Consider the following 18,726-nt stretch of genomic DNA (forward strand, 5'->3'; position numbering starts at 1 on the left):
CCTACCGGTTCAGGCTGAGGTGGTTGATCAGATCGACGCGGGCGATCAGGCCGACGAATTTTTCGCCGTCCAGCACGATGGCCACCCGGTCCCGGTCGAACAGCGGAATCAGCGCGTCCAGCGGCTCGGTCACCTGAACCGTGTCCAGGTCGCGCGTCATGGCGGAGGACACCGGCTTGGCGAACCGCTCCTTCCGCGTGATCTCGTCGGTGTTCATGATGTGGACGATGTCGCTCTCGTCCAGGATGCCGACCAGACGGCCGTCCTGAATGATCGGCAGCTGCGACACGTCGGCCGATCGCATCCGCTTGAAGGCGGTGTCCAGCGTATCGTCCGGCCCGGCCGTGACCACGTCGCCCTTCTCGTATTTGCGGCTGATCAGGTCCGAAAGGTCGCCCTGGATGACTCGCTCGCCCAGCCCCTGATCGGCCAGCCAGGCGTCGTTGTAGACCTTGGACAGATATTTGGCCCCGGTGTCGCACACGAAGGTGACGCACCGCTTTGGCTCTGTCTGTTCGCGGCACCAGCGCAGGGCCGCCGCGATCAGCGTGCCCGACGACGACCCGGCCAGGATGCCCTCCTTCAGCAACAGTTCCCGCACCGTCGCCACGGCTTCCGCGTCCGGGATCGAATAGGCCTTGTCGATCAGGCTCATGTCGGCGGTGTCCGGCACGAAGTTCTGCCCGATGCCCTCGACGGTATAGCTGCCCTCCGGCCCCGGCACCCCGTCGTTGACGATACCGGCCAGCACCGAGCCGACGGGATCGGCCAGCACGATCTCGGCCTTGGATCCCTGGCTCTTCAGATACTGCGCCACCCCCGTGATCGTCCCGCCAGAGCCGATGCCGGCGACATAGGCGTCGATGTCATGACCCATCTGCTCCCAGATTTCGGGGCCGGTCGTCTTTACATGGGCGGCGGAGTTGGCGTGGTTGGCGAACTGGTTGACGAAGAACCCGCCCGGGATCTGCTGCGCCAGCCGCTCGGCCATGTCGGTGTAATATTCCGGATGCCCGTGCGCGACGTCGGACCGGGTCAGGCGCACATCGGCCCCCATGGCGCGCAGATGCTGGATTTTTTCCTTCGACATCTTGTCCGGGATGACCAGCAACACCTTATAGCCCTTGGCCTGACCGACCAGCGTCAGCGCCAGTCCGGTGTTCCCGGCCGTCGCCTCGACGATGGTCCCGCCGGGCTTCAGATAGCCCTCGGCTTCGGCCGCCGCGATCATCGACAGGGCGATGCGGTCCTTGATCGACCCGCCGGGATTCTGGGCTTCCAGCTTCAGGAACAGCTTGCACGGCCCGGTATCGATCCGCGTCACCTCCACCATCGGCGTCTTGCCGATCAGGTCCAGCAGCGAACCGGTCGGCGCGCTCAGGGTCGGGTGTTCGGCAAGGGACATGGCAGACATTCGAATAGACTCCGGATCAGGCAGGCGCGGCGGAAGCTGATCGCCCGACCTCATCCGGTCAAGCGGCGCAAGATTTCGCCCTTTTACGCGAAGCGCTTTACATAGGAACTCAATGACCAAAACACCCAAAAAACCCGCCGCTGGATTACCGGATGAGGCCACGCTGCTGGCCTTCCTGGGCGATGCCGGATCGGCGGAAAAGGGCGATATCGCCCGCCACTTCGGGCTCAAGGGCGAGGATCGCCGCCGCCTGCGCGAGATGATCCGGAGCCTCGAATCGGCAGGCAAGCTCGGCAAGCGCGGCAGGAAGGGCTTTACCGAAGCCGGGGCCCTGCCCCCCGTCGGCGTCGCCGACGTGGTCGAGAAGGACGACGACGGCGACCTCTATGTCCGCATGGTCGAGGCCTCGGCCGACGCGCCCAAGGCCCTCCTTATCCCGGACAAGGGAAAGCCCGGCCCTGCCCCCGGCCTGGGAGCCCGCGTCCTGGCCAAGTTCGAGCACGGCCCGAACGGCTGGGAAGCCCGGCTGATCAAGACGCTGGACACCAACAACAACCGCGTCCTCGGCGTGATCCGCAAATCGAACAAGGAGACCCGCGTCGAGCCCGTCGACCGGCGCTCCAAGGACGTCCTGATCGTGCCGGCCGTCCAGGCCGGCGACCTTCGCGACGGCGACCTCGTCCTTGCCGCCATCGAGAAATCCGACCAGCGATACGGCCACAAGCGCGGCAAGATCCTTGAGACCGTGGGCCGCGAGGACGATCCCCGCGCCGCCTCCCTGATCGCCATCCACACCCACGGCGTGCCGATGGGTTTCTCCGAGGCCGTCGAGCAGGAGGCCGAAAACCAGGACCTGCCAACGCTCAAAGGGCGCGACGACCTGCGCGACATCCCCTTCGTCACCATCGACCCGGCCGACGCCCGCGACCACGACGACGCCGTCTACGCCCAGCGCGACGAGGATCCAAAGAACGAGGGTGGTTGGATCGTCTGGGTCGCCATCGCCGACGTCGCCGCCTACGTCCGGCCGAACACCAGCCTGGACCGCGAAGCCCGCGCCAAGGGCAACTCCACCTACTTCCCCGACCGCGTCGAGCCCATGCTGCCCGAGCGGCTGTCGAACGGCTTGTGCAGCCTGAAGCAGGGCGAGAACCGCGCGACGCTCGCTGTCCGCATGGTCTTCGACAAGGAGGGCCGCAAACTCGGCCACAAATTCCATCGCGGCCTGATGCGCAGCCACGCCAAGCTCAGCTACGAACAGGCCCAGGCCGCCATCGACGGGGTCGAGAACGGCGGCGGCACCGACGACACGACCGGGCCGATCATGGATGCGATCCTGTATCCGCTGTGGAACGCCTACCACACCATGCTGAAGGGCCGGCTGAAACGCGCGCCCCTGCAGATCGACAGCGCCGAACGCCGCATCCGCATGTCGCCGGACGGTGGCATCGCCTCGATCGAGAAACGCGTCAGCCTCGAGGCCCACCGGCTGATCGAGGAGATGATGGTCCAGGCCAACGTCTGCGCAGCCGAGACCCTGGAGGCGAAGAAGACCCCCCTGATCTTCCGCGTTCACGACACCCCCAGCCAGGAAAAGGTCTTCAACCTCGCCGACTTCCTGTCGACCCTCGGCAAGCCGTGGAACAAGGGCGAGGCCCCGACGACGAAGCGGTTCAACAGGCTGCTGGACGAGACCCGCGACGGCCCCCACGCCGAGGTCGTCAACGAGGTCGTCCTGCGCAGCCAGATGCAAGCCATCTACAGCCCGGACAACGTCGGACACTTCGGCCTGAACCTGGATCGCTACGCCCACTTCACCTCGCCGATCCGGCGTTACTCGGACCTGATCGTCCACCGGGGCCTGATCCGCGCGCTGAACCTCGGCTCCGACGGTCTGACCGACCGCGAGATCGCCGAACTGCCCGCCATCGCCGATCAGGTGACCCTGACCGAGCGCCGCTCCATGGCCGCCGAGCGCGACGCCATGGACCGCTACATCGCCGCCTTCCTGGAGGACCGCGTGGGCGCGACCTTCAGCGGCCGCATTACCGGCGTCACCCGCTTCGGCCTGTTCGTCCGCCTGGACGAGACCGGGGCCGATGGCCTCGTGCCGGTCTCCTCGCTCGGCAATGAGTATTTCACCCACGACGACCGCGCCCACGCCCTGGTCGGGGAACGCAGTGGCCAGCGCTACACCCTGGGCCGCACCGTCGAGGTCAAGCTCAAGGAGGCCACCCCCATCACCGGCGGCCTGCTGTTCGAGATGCTGTCGGACCCTGAACCCCGCGATCCGAACGCGCCCGCGCCGCGTCTGGGCATGCGCGGACGCGGCGGCGAAGCCCCGCCCAAGCGCGGCACCGGCCGCCCCGGCGGTCCCAAGCCGCGAAACGGCGGACGTCCGTCAGGGGGTCTGAAGGGCGTTCGAAAGGGCAAGCGGAAGTGAGCATCCCCTTCGACGCCGCACAGGATCTGGCCGATGCTCCGCGCGCCACCGGCCCGCGTCAGCGCCCCAGGGATGCCGCGACCCTGATCCTCGTCCGATCCGGCAGGAACCCGCAGGTGCTGATGGGCCGCCGTGCGCCGGGGCATGTGTTCATGGCGTCCAAATGGGTCTTTCCCGGCGGCCGGATCGACCGCTCGGATTTCGCGGCCGCGTCCGCCAGCGACCCCTCAGCCATCACCCGCGCGCGGCTGGAGACCGAGCTGGCCCCGCATCGCGCCCGCGCCCTGTGCCTGACCGCCGTGCGGGAGACCTTCGAGGAGACGGGGCTGATCCTGGGTCGCCCGGCACCCACCGCCTCTGTCGCCGGTCCCTGGCGCGCGTTTCGACACGCCGGCGCCCTGCCCGACCTGGCCGCGCTGGACTATGTCGCCCGCGCCATCACCCCGCCCGGCCGCACGCGCCGTTTCGACGCCCGGTTCTTCATGGCCGACGCCTCGGCCCTGCTGGCCCCGGAGCCCACGGCCGGATCGGGCGAACTAGACGAAATCGCCTGGTTCCCGCTGGAGGAGGCGCGCGCGCTCGACCTGCCCTCGATCACCCGGTTCGTTCTGGCCGAGGTGGCCGAGCGACTGCACCAGCAAGGCCGCCCCATCCCGTTCGTACGCATGGTGCGCGGCAGCCACATCGTGACCCATGACTGAAACCCTGACCCTGCGCCTGACCATCGCCGACCCCGTCCCCGGCCTGCATTACTGGCGGCAGGACGCGAAGAACGCGCCCCACGACATCCGCCTGTCCACCGAGGCCCCGCTGACGTTCGACATGCCCGTCGATCTGCGTCCGGACGGCAAGCTGGGCGGCACATGGGTTAGGCGCGAGGGCAAGGAACGCCGCTTCGTCTACATCGCCATCGGCGGTGCCATGCCCGGCCTGCCCGTCGTCAGCCGCCGCGCCAAGATCGATGTCCACGACATCCCCGCCGACCTGCTGAGGCCCGGCGCGGTGATCGAGACCACCCTGCCCGGTCGCGGCAAGGACGGCACGCCCGCCTGCGCCACCGTGCGCCCGCTGACGCCCTGGCGGCTCGTCGGCTAAGCGCGCCCTGATCCCGCCACGGTCGCCCGTCAGCCTCATTGAGATCGGCGGGGAGGATGCGTGGTCGACGCCAGCTTGAATTTCCTGCCGCGCCGTCCGTCCTTCGGGCCGGTCCAGCGCCGACGCGCCGCACTGCTGGCCGGGTCGATGCTGTTCTACGTCGCGATCCTGACACCGTTGGCGCTGCGGTTCTTCGAGCCTCCGCCGCCCGGCGTGATTTCCGACCCCCTGTTTCTGGCTCCAATGTATCTGGAAATGGAACCCCGGCCGCTGCTGCCGGGGGAAAGGGCGAGGACCCGTGCGCCGGCCGCCAGTCCTTCCGGGCCGGTCCCGACCTTGGGACAGGCGCTGTCCCAGCCCTCGACCCTGTCCGGGACGGAGGGGCAGAACGAAGACACGCCACCCACGCCGTCACCCCGCATCGCGGCCGATCCCGCGGCCGGTGCGCCCGCTGCAACCGTGGATCCCTGGCAGGTGACGCCCGAGACGATGCGGGCCGCCGTTGCCCGCTCGATGCGTCTGGGTGCCGCCGGCTGCCGCGCCATGGACGGCCGTCTGAGCCCTTCGGAGCAGCGGCTGTGTGATGACCGCTTCAACGAGGCCGCCGGTCGTGCCGGACCGCTGGGGCCACGCACACTCACCGCCAGAGAGGCCGAACGCCAGGCTGAGCTCGACCGCGAGGGCGCGCAGGCCCTGGCACGTTACGAGCGCAACCACGCGCCTCCGTCCGGCGGCTCCGGCATCGTCGGGGCCAGCCCGGACTGCCCGGGCGGCAATCTGCGCGGCAGCTGCGCCGGGGCGTTCCTTCGGCCTGGGTTCGAGATGACCGACGACCGCCTGCGGAACAACCGCAAGATGGAATAGGCACCCAACGAAAAGGGCGGCTCCGTCACCGGAACCGCCCTCTTCGGTCTTCAGTCTGCGACAGCGATCACTCGCTTTCGGCCAGCTCCAGTTGCAGTTCGGCCGGCAGGGGCTCGATCGCGGCTTCGCGGGTCGAGGTCAGCTCGGCGTCGCGCTGGTTGGCGACCTTCTGCAGGCTGCGGAGGTAGGCACCGGTGCCCGCCGGGATCAGGCGGCCGACGATGACGTTCTCCTTCAGGCCTTCCAGCGTGTCCTTCTTGCCGTTGACCGAAGCGTCGGTGAGGACGCGGGTGGTCTCCTGGAAGGACGCCGCCGAGATGAAGCTGCGGGTCTGCAGCGACGCCTTGGTGATGCCGAGCAGGACGGGCTGGGTGGTGGCGATTCGGCCCCCACGCTTCTCGACCTTCTCGTTCTCCAGCACCGCCTCGGCCACCTCGACCGTGTCGCCACGGATCAGGGTGGTTTCACCCGAGTCGATGATCTCGACCTTCTGCAGCATCTGGCGAACGATCACCTCGATGTGCTTGTCGTTGATCGGCACGCCCTGCAGTCGATAGACCTCCTGCACTTCGTTCACCAGATACTCGGCCAGCGCCTCGACGCCCTGGATGCGCAGCAGATCGTGCGGATCGGGGTTGCCGTCGATGATGTAGTCGCCCTTCTGGATCAGATCGCCGTCGTGGACGGAGATGTGCTTGCCCTTGGGGATCAGGAACTCGACCGCTTCGGGCTGTTCGCCGTCCGCGTTCAGCTCCGGCGTGATCTTGATCCGGCGCTTGTTCTTGTAGTCGCGACCGAACTCGACGCGGCCGTCCATCTCGGCGATGACCGCGCAGTCCTTGGGACGACGGGCCTCGAACAGCTCGGCCACCCGCGGCAGACCGCCGGTGATGTCGCGGGTCTTGGCGCCCTCGGTCGGGATACGGGCCAGGATTTCGCCGGGCTTCACCTCGTCGCCGTTGGCGACCGACAGGATGGCCCCCACCGGCAGCAGGTAGCGGGCGTCGGAGCCCGAGGCCAGCTTGGTGTAGGCGTCGCCCGCCGTGATGCCCATGGCCGGACGCAGGTCCGAACCACGCGGCGAGGCCCGCCAGTCGATGACGACGCGCTGGGCGATGCCCGTCGCTTCGTCGGTTTCCTCGCGGAACGACAGACCCTCGGTCAGGTCCTCGAAGCGGACGGTGCCGCCCACCTCGGTGATGATCGGGGTGGTGTAGGGGTCCCACTCGGCCAGGCGCTGGTTCTTCTTGACCTCTTCGCCTTCCTTGACGCGCAGACGGCCGCCGTACGGGATCTTGTACGACTCGCGATCCTTGCCATCGACCATGACGGTGACGACCACGTTGCGGCTCATCGACACCAGGTCGCCGGTCGTGCCGGTGACGGTGGGGCCCACGATCTTGATCGTGCCGGCGTTGGTCGCCTCGTAGAAGGAGGTTTCCGCCACCTGGGCCGTGCCGCCGATGTGGAAGGTCCGCATCGTCAGCTGGGTGCCCGGTTCGCCGATCGACTGCGCCGCGATCACGCCGACCGCTTCGCCGATGTTCACGTTGGTGCCGCGCGCCAGGTCACGGCCGTAGCACATGCCGCAGATGCCGGCTTCGGCTTCGCAGGTCAGGGCCGAGCGGACCTTGACCGACTGGACGCCCTCGCGGTCGATGACCTCGACCACGTCCTCCACCAGATAGGTGTCGGCCGGGAACAGCACGGTGTCGGTGCCCGGAGCCTTGATGTCCTCGGCGTTGTAGCGACCCAGGACGCGTTGCCCCAGCGAGACCAGCACGTCGCCGCCCTCGACCACGGCGCGCAGGGTGATGCCCCGCGTGGAACCGCAGTCTTCCTCAGTGACGATCGAGTCCTGCGCCACGTCCACCAGACGACGGGTCAGATAACCCGAGTTGGCGGTCTTCAGCGCGGTGTCGGCCAGGCCCTTGCGGGCACCGTGGGTCGAGTTGAAGTATTCGAGGACGGTCAGGCCTTCCTTGAAGTTCGACACGATCGGCGTCTCGATGATCTCGCCGGACGGCTTGGCCATCAGGCCGCGCATCCCGCCGAGTTGCTTCATCTGGGCCTGCGAACCACGGGCACCGGAGTTGGCCATCATGTAGACCGAGTTGATCTCGGCCGTACGACCGGAAGCCAGGACGCGCGGCTGAGCGATCTCGCCCATCATCTCGTCGGCGACCCGGTCCGTGGCCTTGGCCCAGGCGTCGACGACCTTGTTGTACTTCTCGCCCTTGGTGATCAGGCCGTCGGCGTACTGTTGCTCGTACTCCTCGACCAGGGTGCGGGTGGCGGCGACGATCTCGACCTTCTTGGCCGGGATCACGATGTCGTCCTTGCCGAACGAGATGCCGGCGCGGGCCGCTTCCTTGAAGCCCAGTCCCATCATCTGGTCGGCGAAGATCACCGTCGCCTTCTGACCGCAGTGGCGATAGACCACGTCGATCAGGTTGCCGATTTCCTTCTTGGTCAGGTTCTTCTCGAGCAGGCGGTAACCGACGTTCGGGTTCTTGGGCAGCAGCGCGCCCAGCTTCATCCGGCCCGGCGTCGTGTCGATGACCTTGGTCACCTCGTTGCCGTCCTTGTCTTCCTCGGTCCAGCGCGCCTTGATGCGGGTGTGCAGGGTCACGACACCGGCGTCGAGCGCCGCGTCGATCTCGCCGATGTTGGCGAACAGCTTGCCTTCGCCCGGCTCACCGTCCTTGACCAGCGACAGGTAGTACAGGCCCAGGACGATGTCCTGCGACGGCACGATGATCGGCTTGCCGTTGGCGGGCGACAGGATGTTGTTGGTCGACATCATCAGGACGCGCGCTTCCAGCTGGGCCTCGAGGCTCAGCGGGACGTGCACGGCCATCTGGTCGCCGTCGAAGTCGGCGTTGAACGCGGCGCAGACCAGCGGGTGAAGCTGGATGGCCTTGCCCTCGATCAGCTTGGGCTCGAACGCCTGGATGCCCAGACGGTGCAGCGTCGGTGCGCGGTTCAGCATGACCGGGTGCTCGCGGATCACCTCTTCCAGGATGTCCCACACCTGGGGCTGTTCGCGCTCGACCATGCGCTTGGATTGCTTAACGGTGCCCGACAGGCCCTTGGCGTCCAGGCGCGCATAGATGAACGGCTTGAACAGCTCGAGCGCCATCTTCTTGGGCAGGCCGCACTCGTGCAGCTTAAGGTCGGGGCCGACCACGATGACCGAACGGCCCGAATAATCGACGCGCTTGCCCAGAAGGTTCTGGCGGAAGCGGCCCTGCTTGCCCTTCAGCATGTCGGCCAGCGACTTCAGCGGACGCTTGTTGGCCCCCGTGATGACGCGACCGCGACGGCCGTTGTCGAACAGGGCGTCGACCGATTCCTGCAGCATCCGCTTTTCGTTGCGGATGATGATGTCGGGCGCACGCAGCTCCATCAGCCGCTTCAGGCGGTTGTTGCGATTGATCACGCGACGATACAGGTCGTTCAGGTCGGAGGTCGCGAAACGACCGCCGTCCAGCGGCACCAGCGGACGCAGTTCCGGCGGAATGACCGGCACGACCGTCAGGATCATCCATTCCGGCTTGTTGCCGGATTCCAGGAAGGCCTCGATCAGCTTCAGGCGCTTGGACGCCTTCTTGGCCTTCACTTCCGACGGGCTGTCGGCCAGCTCGCCACGGTGGCGCTCGGCCTCCGCGTGCAGGTCGATGCCCATCAGCAGGTTGCGCACGGCCTCGGCGCCGATCTCGGCGGTGAAGCCGTCATCGCCGAACTCGTCCTGGTAGCGATAGAACTCGTCTTCCGTCAGCAGCTGGTTCTGCTTCAGCGGGGTTAGGCCCGGCTCGGTGACGATGTAGTTTTCGAAGTAGAGCACCCGCTCCACGTCCTTCAGCGCCATGTCCAGCATCAGCGAGATGCGCGACGGCAGCGACTTCAGGAACCAGATGTGGGCGACGGGGGACGCCAGCTCGATGTGACCCATCCGCTCGCGCCGAACACGGGCCAGGGTGACCTCCACGCCGCACTTCTCGCAGATGATGCCCTTGTATTTCATGCGCTTGTACTTGCCGCACAGGCATTCGTAATCCTTGGTCGGGCCAAAGATGCGCGCGCAGAACAGGCCGTCACGCTCGGGCTTGAACGTGCGATAGTTGATCGTCTCGGGCTTCTTGATCTCGCCGAACGACCACGAGCGGATCTTTTCGGGGGACGCCAGGGCGATCTTGATCTGGTCGAAGGTCGGGGTGACCGGGACCGCGTTGAAGATGTTCAGGACTTCCTGGTTCATCTTGATTCCTTCTGCGGCGGGGGCCGCGTAAAATTCGAAAGGTGGAGAGAGCGGAGGGACCGTCCCTCCCCGCTTGCGCGAGGAGGGATCATTCGGTCGGTCAGCTGTTCTCCAGCTCCACGTTCAGACCCAGCGAGCGCATTTCCTTGATGAGAACGTTGAAGCTCTCGGGAATGCCCGCCTCGAAGCTGTCGTCGCCGCGCACGATGGCCTCGTAGACCTTCGTCCGTCCGGCCACGTCGTCGGACTTCACCGTCAGCATCTCCTGCAGGGTGTAGGCGGCACCATAGGCTTCCAGAGCCCAGACCTCCATTTCCCCGAAGCGCTGGCCGCCGAACTGCGCCTTGCCGCCCAGCGGTTGCTGGGTAACGAGCGAGTACGGTCCGATCGAACGGGCGTGGATCTTGTCGTCGACCAGGTGGTGCAGCTTCAGCATGTAGATGTAGCCGACCGTGACCGGACGCTTGAACTGCTCGCCCGTCGTGCCGTCATAGACGATCGACTGACCCGAACGCTCCAGCCCTGCCTTCTCCAGCAGGTCCTCGATGTCCGAGATATGCGCGCCATCGAACACCGGGGTGGCGAACGGAACGCCCTTGGACAGGTTTTGCGCCAGCTCGACCAGCTCATGCTCGTCCTGCGGCAAGGGGGTGTCCTCGCCATAGATGCCGGTCAGGTGATCGATCAGCGCCTGCTTCTGGCCGCCGCCCTGCCAGGCTTCCAGCAGACCCTGGATCTGCTTGCCCAGACCGGCCGAGGCCCAGCCCAGGTGGGTTTCGAAGATCTGGCCGATGTTCATGCGCGAGGGCACGCCCAGCGGGTTCAGAACGACGTCGACCGAAGTCCCGTCTTCCAGGTGCGGCATGTCCTCGATCGGCAGGATCTTCGAGATGACGCCCTTGTTGCCGTGACGACCGGCCATCTTGTCCCCGGGCTGAAGCTTGCGCTTCACCGCCACGAAGACCTTGACCATCTTCATCACGCCGGGGGGCAGTTCGTCGCCGCGCTGCAGCTTCTCGACCTTGTCCTCGAAGCGGCGGTCGAGGGCCTTGCGGGCGTCCTCGAACGACTTCTTCATCTGCTCCAGCTCGCCCATCGCCTTCTCGTCGTCGAGGGCGATCTGCCACCACAGGCCGCGCGACAGCTCGCCCAGCTTGGCTTCGGTGACTTCGCCACGACCCAGGCCCTTGGGACCCGAGATAGCGTTCTTGCCCAGCAGCAGAGGCTTCAGACGGCCGTAGGTGTTGCGCTCCAGGATCGCGAGTTCGTCGTCGCGGTCCTTGCCCAGACGCTCGATCTCGTCGCGTTCGATCGACATGGCGCGCTCGTCCTTGTCGACGCCGTGACGGTTGAACACGCGCACGTCGACGATCGTGCCGGCCACGCCGGGCGGCAGGCGCAGGGAGGTGTCGCGGACGTCCGAAGCCTTCTCGCCGAAGATGGCGCGCAGCAGCTTCTCTTCCGGGGTCATCGGGCTCTCGCCCTTGGGCGTGACCTTGCCGCACAGGATGTCGCCCGGCTGGACCTCGGCGCCGATGGCCACGATTCCCGCTTCGTCGAGGTTGCGCAGGGCCTCCTCGCCGACGTTGGGGATGTCGCGGGTGATTTCCTCAGGCCCAAGCTTCGTATCGCGGGCCATGACCTCGAACTCCTCGAGGTGGATCGAGGTGAAGACGTCGTCGCGCACGATGCGCTCGGAGATCAGGATCGAGTCCTCGAAGTTGTAGCCGTTCCAGGGCATGAACGCGACGAGCGCGTTGCGGCCCAGGGCCAGTTCGCCCAGGTCCGTCGACGGACCGTCGGCGATCACGTCGCCGGTCTTCACTTCATCGCCTACGCGCACGATCGGGCGCTGGTTGATGCAGGTCGACTGGTTGGAACGCTGGAACTTGGACAGGCGATAGATGTCGACGCCCGAACGGCCGGCGTCCAGGTCGCCGGTGGCGCGGACCACGATCCGCGTGCCGTCGATCTGTTCGACCACGCCGTCACGACGAGCGACCACGACGGCCCCCGAGTCGCGCGCGACGACCGCTTCCATGCCCGTGCCGACCAGCGGCGCGTCGGACTGCACCAGAGGCACGGCCTGACGCTGCATGTTCGCGCCCATCAGGGCCCGGTTGGCGTCGTCGTTTTCCAGGAAGGGGATCAGGGCCGCGGCGACCGAGACGACCTGTTTGGGCGACACGTCCATCATGTCCACGTCGGCGCGGATCAGCAGTTGCGAATCGCCGTTGATCCGGCCGGGGACCAGTTCGTCGACGATCATGCCGTCCTTCAGGCCGATGTTCGCCTGGGCGATCGTGTATTTCGACTCCTCCATGGCCGAGATGTAGACCACCTCGTCCAGGGCCTTGCCGTCCTTCACGCGCCGGTACGGGCTCTCGATGAAGCCGTATTTGTTGACCCGGGCGTGGGTCGCCAGCGAGTTGATCAGGCCGATGTTCGGGCCTTCCGGCGTTTCGATCGGGCAGATGCGGCCATAGTGGGTCGGGTGCACGTCGCGGACTTCGAAGCCCGCGCGTTCGCGCGTCAGACCGCCCGGTCCAAGCGCCGACAGGCGACGCTTGTGGGTGATTTCCGACAGCGGGTTCGTCTGGTCCATGAACTGCGACAGCTGCGACGAGCCGAAGAATTCGCGCACCGAGGCGGCGGCCGGCTTGGCGTTGATCAGGTCGTGCGGCATCACCGTGTCGATATCGACCGACGACATCCGCTCCTTGATCGCGCGCTCCATGCGCAGCAGGCCGACGCGATACTGGTTTTCCAGCAGCTCGCCCACCGAACGGACCCGGCGGTTGCCCAGGTTGTCGATGTCGTCGATCTCGCCACGGCCGTCCTTCAGGCCGACCAGGATCTGCAGCACCTTCAGCACGTCGTCCTTCTGCAGGACGCGGATTTCGTCGGACACTTCCGGCGTTTCCAGACGCATGTTCATCTTGACCCGGCCGACGGCCGACAGGTCATAGCGTTCGCCGTCGAAGAACAGCGAGTTGAACATGGCCTCGGCGGCTTCCGGGGTCGGCGGCTCACCGGGGCGCATCACGCGATAGATGTCGAACAGCGCGTCCTCGCGGCCCGTCGACTTGTCGACCCGCAAGGTGTTGCGCATGTAGGCGCCGACCGTGACGTGGTCGATGTCCAGCACGTCGATGGTGGTGAAGCCGCGCTCTTCCAGCAGCTCGATGGTCGGCGCGTCCAGCTCGTCGCCGGCCTCGGCATAGATCTCGCCGGTCTCGTAGTTGACGGCGTCGGCCGCCAGATAGCGGGTCACCAGGGCGTCGGCGGCCAGCGACAGCGACTTGGTGGTGTCACCCAGTTTCTTGGCGGCGCGGGCGCTGATCTTCTGGCCGGCCTGGGCGACGATCTCGCCGGTGTCGGCGTCGACCAGGTCGAACTCGGGCTTCACGCCCCTCCAGCGTTCGGCCTTGTACGGCGTGACCCAGCCTTCGCCGCGCTTCTCATAGGGCACGGTCTCATAGAAGGTGCGCAGGATCTCTTCACCGTCCATGCCCAGCGCCATCAGGAAGGTGGTGGCGGGCAGCTTGCGGCGACGGTCGATGCGGACGAACACGATGTCCTTGGCGTCGAACTCGAAGTCCAGCCACGACCCGCGGTACGGGATCACCCGAGCGGCGAACAGCAGCTTGCCAGACGAGTGGGTCTTGCCCTTGTCGTGGTCGAAGAAGACGCCCGGCGACCGGTGCATCTGCGAGACGATGACCCGCTCGGTGCCGTTGACGATGAAGGTCCCCTTGTCCGTCATCAGGGGGATGTCCCCCATGTAGACGTCCTGTTCCTTGATGTCCTTGACCGAGCGCGCGCCCGTTTCCTCGTCCGCTTCGAAGACGATCAGGCGCAGCTTGACCTTCAGCGGCGCGGCATAGGTCATGTCGCGCTGGATGCATTCCTCGACGTCGTACTTGGGGTCCTCGAACTCATAGGACACGTATTCCAGCACGGCGCGTTCGTTGAAGTCCTTGATCGGGAAGACCGACTTGAACACGGCCTCGATACCCTGCTCCTTGCGGACGCCGGGGCGAACCTCGCGCTGCAGGAACTGCTCGTAGGATTCGCGCTGAACCTCGATCAGGTTCGGCATCTGCACCGCCTCGGGGATGCGGCCGAACGATTTGCGGATGCGCTTCTTGCCGGTGAAGGTCGTGGCCGATGCGATCTGACCGTTGATGGTGAGACCGTTCAGGACGTCAGTCATTCTGTTTTCCCATGGCGCGCGCCGGGGGAAGCGCGCGTGAAATGCAGCGGCACGGGGCACCGTTCGGTGTCCCGCGACAATCGGTTTCGGCCTCCACCCTCGACGCGCCTTCGCGCATCAGGAGGCCTGAAATCTGGTAAGCTCCCTGGGGAAGGAGCCACGCCTTCGCTCGGTCGGAGGGCGACGGACCGGGCCTCGGCGCTTTCGCGCGGAATCATGGAGTGATTGCGGAACGCGCATATATACGCGCTTCGCGGGCGAAATAAAGGCCCGTCGCGCGATTTCGTCCGTCGGCGGTTTGCCGATGCGAGTGTCGCCCTCAGGTCAGGCGGGCAAGGCCCCGGCTCCGTCGGCCGCGGCCGCATCCGGCATAAAATCACGCTCGAAATGCTCGATCCGGCTCTTCAGTCCGCCCACGCGACGCAGCGCCAACGACGCGGCCCAGCGCGCGGCCAGTTCCGGCGTCGACATGCCGTCGGTAAAGCGCGGACGCCCGCCCCGGCTGCGGATCACGGCATTGGTATAGATCGCGCCGTTCCTGAACCGCGTCGGCCAGGTCTGGAAATCCATCGACAGGCTGACGCAGAACTTGTCCAGGTTCTCCACCCGGTGCGGCGCATACAGCGGCCAGGTCAGGGCCTCGCCCGGCTCCAGGTCCATGACCTGGGCATCGGCCTCGAATGCCAGCGTATAGGGCAGTTCCTCGGTCGTCTGGCGCGCCACCACCTGCTCCATCGCCTGTTCGGGCAGATGCGCCTCGTCACCCGGATAGATGAACAGCCGCTTGCGCCCCCGCAGGTGGAACAGCACCACCCCCGCGGCGTCGAAATGATAGGGCACCTTGGCCACGGGCGAGGAGATGATCAGCTGACCCGCGTTGGTCACCGCCTTCATGCCGGGATAGGTCGCCTGGATCTTCGCGAACTCGCCCATCGAGGCGCGCCACAGCTCCGGACATCCCTGCTCCGCCTGCCTCAGGTTGACCCACAGCCGCCCGGCCTGGATCGCCGCCAGCATCTGGTCGCCCGTCAGATTGCCCCGCGCGCCGGTCCGCAAGCTGACCTGACCCTCGTCGTCGTAGTCGTACAGGTTGATGTCGAACAGATGCGCCGGATACCGGTGCAGGATCTCGGCCAGCGCCTCGTCGGTCGCGAACCCCTGATCGACCAGGGCATGCGGGTGCTTGGCGGCCTGAGCGATCGGACCCGGATAGCGGGTGCGGCGGGCGGCTTGCTGGGTCTGGATCATCGTCATCTCTCTCAGGCCGCGGCCCCTCCCGCACTCATGGGGCGGCCGGTCACTTTTTTCATCGCGACACCGGCAGCGGCCACCGCCCCCATGAAGCGGTTGGCGGGCGTCGTCTCGCACGCCTCGATGGCGGCCCAGCGACGCCGCACGCTGGTCCTCAGCCGCTCTCCACGCCCGCCGGACGCACTGTCGAGCAAGCCCACCGCCGCGTCCGAAAGGCTGGCCCCCAGGCCGGGCTTCAGCACCACGGCCTCGCGCACGCTCTGCGTCGCATTGCAGAAGTATTTCTTGTAGCCCTCGCCGCCGAAGCCGAAGTCGAACACCCGGAAACCGGCGTCACAGCCCAGCCGCATCGTGTCCATGGTCAGCAGGATGCCCGGCGAGCATCGCGCCAGCGCCGGCTCATAGGCGGGGAACCAGAAGTGATAGCGGTCGCCCGCATGCAGCGAATACTCGATGGCGGTCAGCCGGTCGCCCGCCCACAGCGCCGCCATCGAGGCCCCGAAATCGGTGCGGGTCTCGCTCATCAGGGCGTGCAGCAGTTCGACGGTCCAGCCGCAGGCGAAGATGTCGTGCCGCCCCGTGCGTGCATACTGGTCGCGCTTCAACCCGATCAGGTGATCCAGCAGCGCCGGATCGCGCAGCCCATGCTCGACCCGGATCGGACCCAGCTCGGCCTCCAGGCTGCGACGGGCCCGCTCCTTGTCCTTGAAATACTTGCCCCAGGTCTGGCGCCGTTCGGCGTACCAGCCGTCATAAGAGGCCTCGCCCGCCTCTGGCACGACCGTCATCAGGGTCTCGCGCAAAGCCCCCACGCCCGACGGCCCGACCCAGGCCGAGACGTTCAGGCGGGGTGCCCCCAGCAGCTCAGCTATCGCCGCCAGGGTCGGGGCCTCGCCCGGCATGGCGATCACGCCGTGATAGTCGTTCATCGGCGCGCCCAGCGGCTGGATCGCCGATCCGCGTCGCTGATGGGGGAAATAGCCGACGGTCCGTCCATCGCGGGTCAGGATCGCCACCGCCGCGTCCGGGCTGATCCGCGCCGCGATCTCGGTGAACTCCCACCGAAAATAAGGGCTGGCCAGATCGGGATTGGCGTCCGTCATCTGACGCCACAGGGCGACGTCGGCGACCGTCAGCTGGTCCGCCTTGACGACCTCGATCTGTAGCGTTCCGGCCATGCGCGTCTCCAAGACGCCCGCAGCAGCAAGCGCCGTTCCAGCGCGAGTGCTACCCCACGCGCCGTTTCGGGACGGTTGAACGGCGTGGTGAACGAAACCTTCGCGAGCGGGCGAGCGTTGCCTTGATCAACCCGGAGCCCACCCATGACCGACCCCGCCCGCCCGCCCCGCCAGACCGAAAACGAAAACCAGCGCCCCGCCGGTGAGGGCACGACCCCCCGCCCCGCCACCGAACCGCGCGGCTCGGAGGGCAGCAGCAACTCCGGTGAGACCGCCACGGACCCCGCGACCGGCAAGCCGAACGACTAGCGCCCTGTCTCCGCCGCCTCGAACGCGGCCAGCCGTCGTTCGAAGTCATCCAGCATGCGAGTTTTGTCGGCGCCGTTGAGAAAGCTTGCCGTGATCGCGGTCCGGGCCGAGGCGACCAGATCATCGTAGGTCGCGCCGGTCTCGCGGACAGCACGGGCGTATTCCTGCGACAGATCGGTTCGTGAAATGCCGGGGTCGTCCGTCGACAAGGTGACGGGCACGTGCTGTTCGCGCAGCCAGACGACCGGATGAGAGGCCCCCTCGATCCCCAGGATGACGGCGTTGGACGTCAGATTGACTTCCACGGCGATCCCGTCGCGCGCCATCGTTTCCACCAGCTCGGCCGCCCCATCCTCATGTGCGATGGCGACGCCGTGGCCGATCCGCCGAGCCCCCGCTTGGATCGCTTCGCGTATATGGAACGACAGGTCCGTCGGCGTCGCCCACGCCAGGGTCAGTTCGCCGGCATGAAGCGCGACCGGTGTCGATCGGCCCCGGTCGGTCAGAAAGGCGATCATGGCCATCTGCGAGCGATAGTTGGCCAAGGCGAGCGGGTCGTCCTCGGGTGCGACCAGCTGAAGCCCGACCCATCGGGGATCGGCCGCCACGACGGCGACCCCGACCTGCAGCTGAGCGAAGGTCATCGGCGCAGGCGTCAGACGGTTGACCTGAACCAGATAGCGGACCGTCACGCCACACCCTGAATCCGCCTGTGGCGTATCGCAGTGAGGCAGGTCGCGGGCGCGGGCTTCCATCGCATCCGTATCGCGACGCGCGGCCGCCACGATGTCGGGCAAGGATGGAGCCAAAGTCATCTGCATGGCCGCCATGTCGTCGTTCCACGTCAGCGCCTGACCCAGCGACCGACTGGCCGCCCCCTGCGGTGTCACCATGACCTCGACATAGCCCGTATTCTGGGCGGCCAGCGTCCGCATGACGTCGGCCAGCGCATCGCCCGCGCGCCCGGCGAAGACGGGGCCGAACCGGTCGAAGGTGGTGAAGAACTGATCGTGACCGTTCCGTCCGGCAAATCCCGGCGTCCGGGCGCTGAGGCTGTCGATCAACGCGCTCCTCTGCTCCGACGTCAGGGTACCGGCGATGACGTGGGTGTCGTCCGGCTGGCAGGGCGGCTGAAATTCCAGCGCCGTCAGATCGACGCACAGGCCGCCTTCCGCCGCCCAGCCGATCAACGTCTCGGCGAACAGCGCTCCCGCGAGGTGCAGATGCAGATCGCCGCCCTTCGGCATCGCCCGGGTGAAGGCCGTCAGTTCCGCATCGGACATGGCCGAAAGATCGGGCGCGAAGCGATCCCGGGTCTCGACTGCTTCCGACGCGCCCAGGGACGCGCAGGCCGACAGGCCCAGAAACAAGAGCATGGCTCCGGTCGCAGCGATCTTCATGGCCCATCCCTCTGCCCGACAGACTGGCATCGCCCCTCGGCGTGCGCAAAGAAAAAGGCCCCCCGGTTCGCACCGGGAGGCCTTGCTCGGTTCAGTCACTCACGCGCTCAAGCAGCGAGCCGCCGCGCGGCGAGCGTTAGCGCCCTTAAGATCAGGCGATGATCTTGGCGACGACGCCGGCGCCGACGGTGCGGCCGCCTTCACGGATGGCGAAGCGCAGCTTCTCTTCCATGGCGATCGGCGTGATCAGCTCGACGTTCAGCTCGGCGTTGTCGCCGGGCATGATCATCTCGAC

Annotated in this window: 12 protein-coding genes; 5 read left to right on the forward strand and 7 right to left on the reverse strand. The window is 66.9% G+C overall.

The window, feature by feature from the left end:
• Nucleotide 1: 1 nt before the first annotated feature.
• Entirely contained in the window at nt 2–1,414 is a 1,413-nt protein-coding gene (locus AC1DW4_RS12155; protein WP_477017526.1) for a pyridoxal-phosphate dependent enzyme, read from the reverse strand.
• A 112-nt stretch (nt 1,415–1,526) separates the two neighbouring features.
• Between AC1DW4_RS12155 and rnr the strand changes: the two genes are divergently transcribed.
• The 4 genes from rnr to AC1DW4_RS12175 are packed head-to-tail and all read left to right on the forward strand — an operon-like array spanning nt 1,527 to nt 5,816.
• Nucleotides 1,527–3,857: a ribonuclease R gene (gene rnr, locus AC1DW4_RS12160; protein ID WP_477017527.1), complete on the forward strand. Its 2,331-nt coding sequence runs from the start codon at nt 1,527–1,529 to the stop codon at nt 3,855–3,857.
• The gene (locus AC1DW4_RS12165; RefSeq protein WP_477017528.1) at nt 3,854–4,558 is read left to right on the forward strand and encodes an NUDIX hydrolase; all 705 of its coding nucleotides are present in this window, start codon (nt 3,854–3,856) and stop codon (nt 4,556–4,558) included. Before rnr ends, AC1DW4_RS12165 begins: the two co-directional genes overlap by 4 nt.
• Nucleotides 4,551–4,952 carry a DUF5990 family protein gene (locus AC1DW4_RS12170; RefSeq protein ID WP_477017529.1) on the forward strand — a complete coding sequence of 134 codons (402 nt, stop codon included), beginning with the start codon at nt 4,551–4,553 and terminating at the stop codon, nt 4,950–4,952. Before AC1DW4_RS12165 ends, AC1DW4_RS12170 begins: the two co-directional genes overlap by 8 nt.
• 60 nt (nt 4,953–5,012) lie before the next feature.
• Nucleotides 5,013–5,816 (forward strand): hypothetical protein, encoded by an 804-nt coding sequence (locus AC1DW4_RS12175; protein ID WP_477017530.1) that lies wholly within the window; start codon nt 5,013–5,015, stop codon nt 5,814–5,816.
• A gap of 67 nt (nt 5,817–5,883) precedes the next feature.
• Here the strand turns inward: AC1DW4_RS12175 and rpoC are convergent, their stop codons facing one another.
• The 4 genes from rpoC to AC1DW4_RS12195 all read right to left on the reverse strand — a co-directional run bounded on the left by rpoC (nt 5,884) and on the right by AC1DW4_RS12195 (nt 16,722).
• On the reverse strand, nt 5,884–10,077 hold the full coding sequence (gene rpoC / locus AC1DW4_RS12180; protein WP_477017531.1) for a DNA-directed RNA polymerase subunit beta': 4,194 nt from the start codon (nt 10,075–10,077) through the stop codon (nt 5,884–5,886).
• A 100-nt stretch (nt 10,078–10,177) separates the two neighbouring features.
• Complete coding sequence (rpoB, locus tag AC1DW4_RS12185) at nt 10,178–14,293, reverse strand: DNA-directed RNA polymerase subunit beta (protein ID WP_477017532.1); 4,116 nt, start codon at nt 14,291–14,293, stop codon at nt 10,178–10,180.
• Between the two features lie 324 nt (nt 14,294–14,617).
• Nucleotides 14,618–15,541, reverse strand: a complete 924-nt coding sequence (locus AC1DW4_RS12190; RefSeq protein WP_477017533.1) for a cupin-like domain-containing protein — start codon at nt 15,539–15,541, stop codon at nt 14,618–14,620.
• A gap of 11 nt (nt 15,542–15,552) precedes the next feature.
• On the reverse strand, nt 15,553–16,722 hold the full coding sequence (locus AC1DW4_RS12195) for a GNAT family N-acetyltransferase (RefSeq protein WP_477017534.1): 1,170 nt from the start codon (nt 16,720–16,722) through the stop codon (nt 15,553–15,555).
• 144 nt (nt 16,723–16,866) lie between these two features.
• Between AC1DW4_RS12195 and AC1DW4_RS12200 the strand changes: the two genes are divergently transcribed.
• Nucleotides 16,867–17,031, forward strand: a complete 165-nt coding sequence (locus tag AC1DW4_RS12200; protein WP_477017535.1) for a hypothetical protein — start codon at nt 16,867–16,869, stop codon at nt 17,029–17,031.
• Here AC1DW4_RS12200 and AC1DW4_RS12205 read toward each other — a convergent pair.
• Nucleotides 17,028–18,431, reverse strand: coding sequence for an adenosine deaminase family protein (locus AC1DW4_RS12205; RefSeq protein WP_477017536.1), 1,404 nt, complete (start codon nt 18,429–18,431; stop codon nt 17,028–17,030). The genes AC1DW4_RS12200 and AC1DW4_RS12205 overlap by 4 nt on opposite strands.
• A gap of 151 nt (nt 18,432–18,582) precedes the next feature.
• Nucleotides 18,583–18,726, reverse strand: a 144-nt coding sequence (locus tag AC1DW4_RS12210; protein WP_477017546.1) for an EF-Tu C-terminal domain-related protein, incomplete at its 5' end; no start/stop codon positions are given.

Source organism: Brevundimonas sp. P2_A6 (assembly GCF_056404975.1).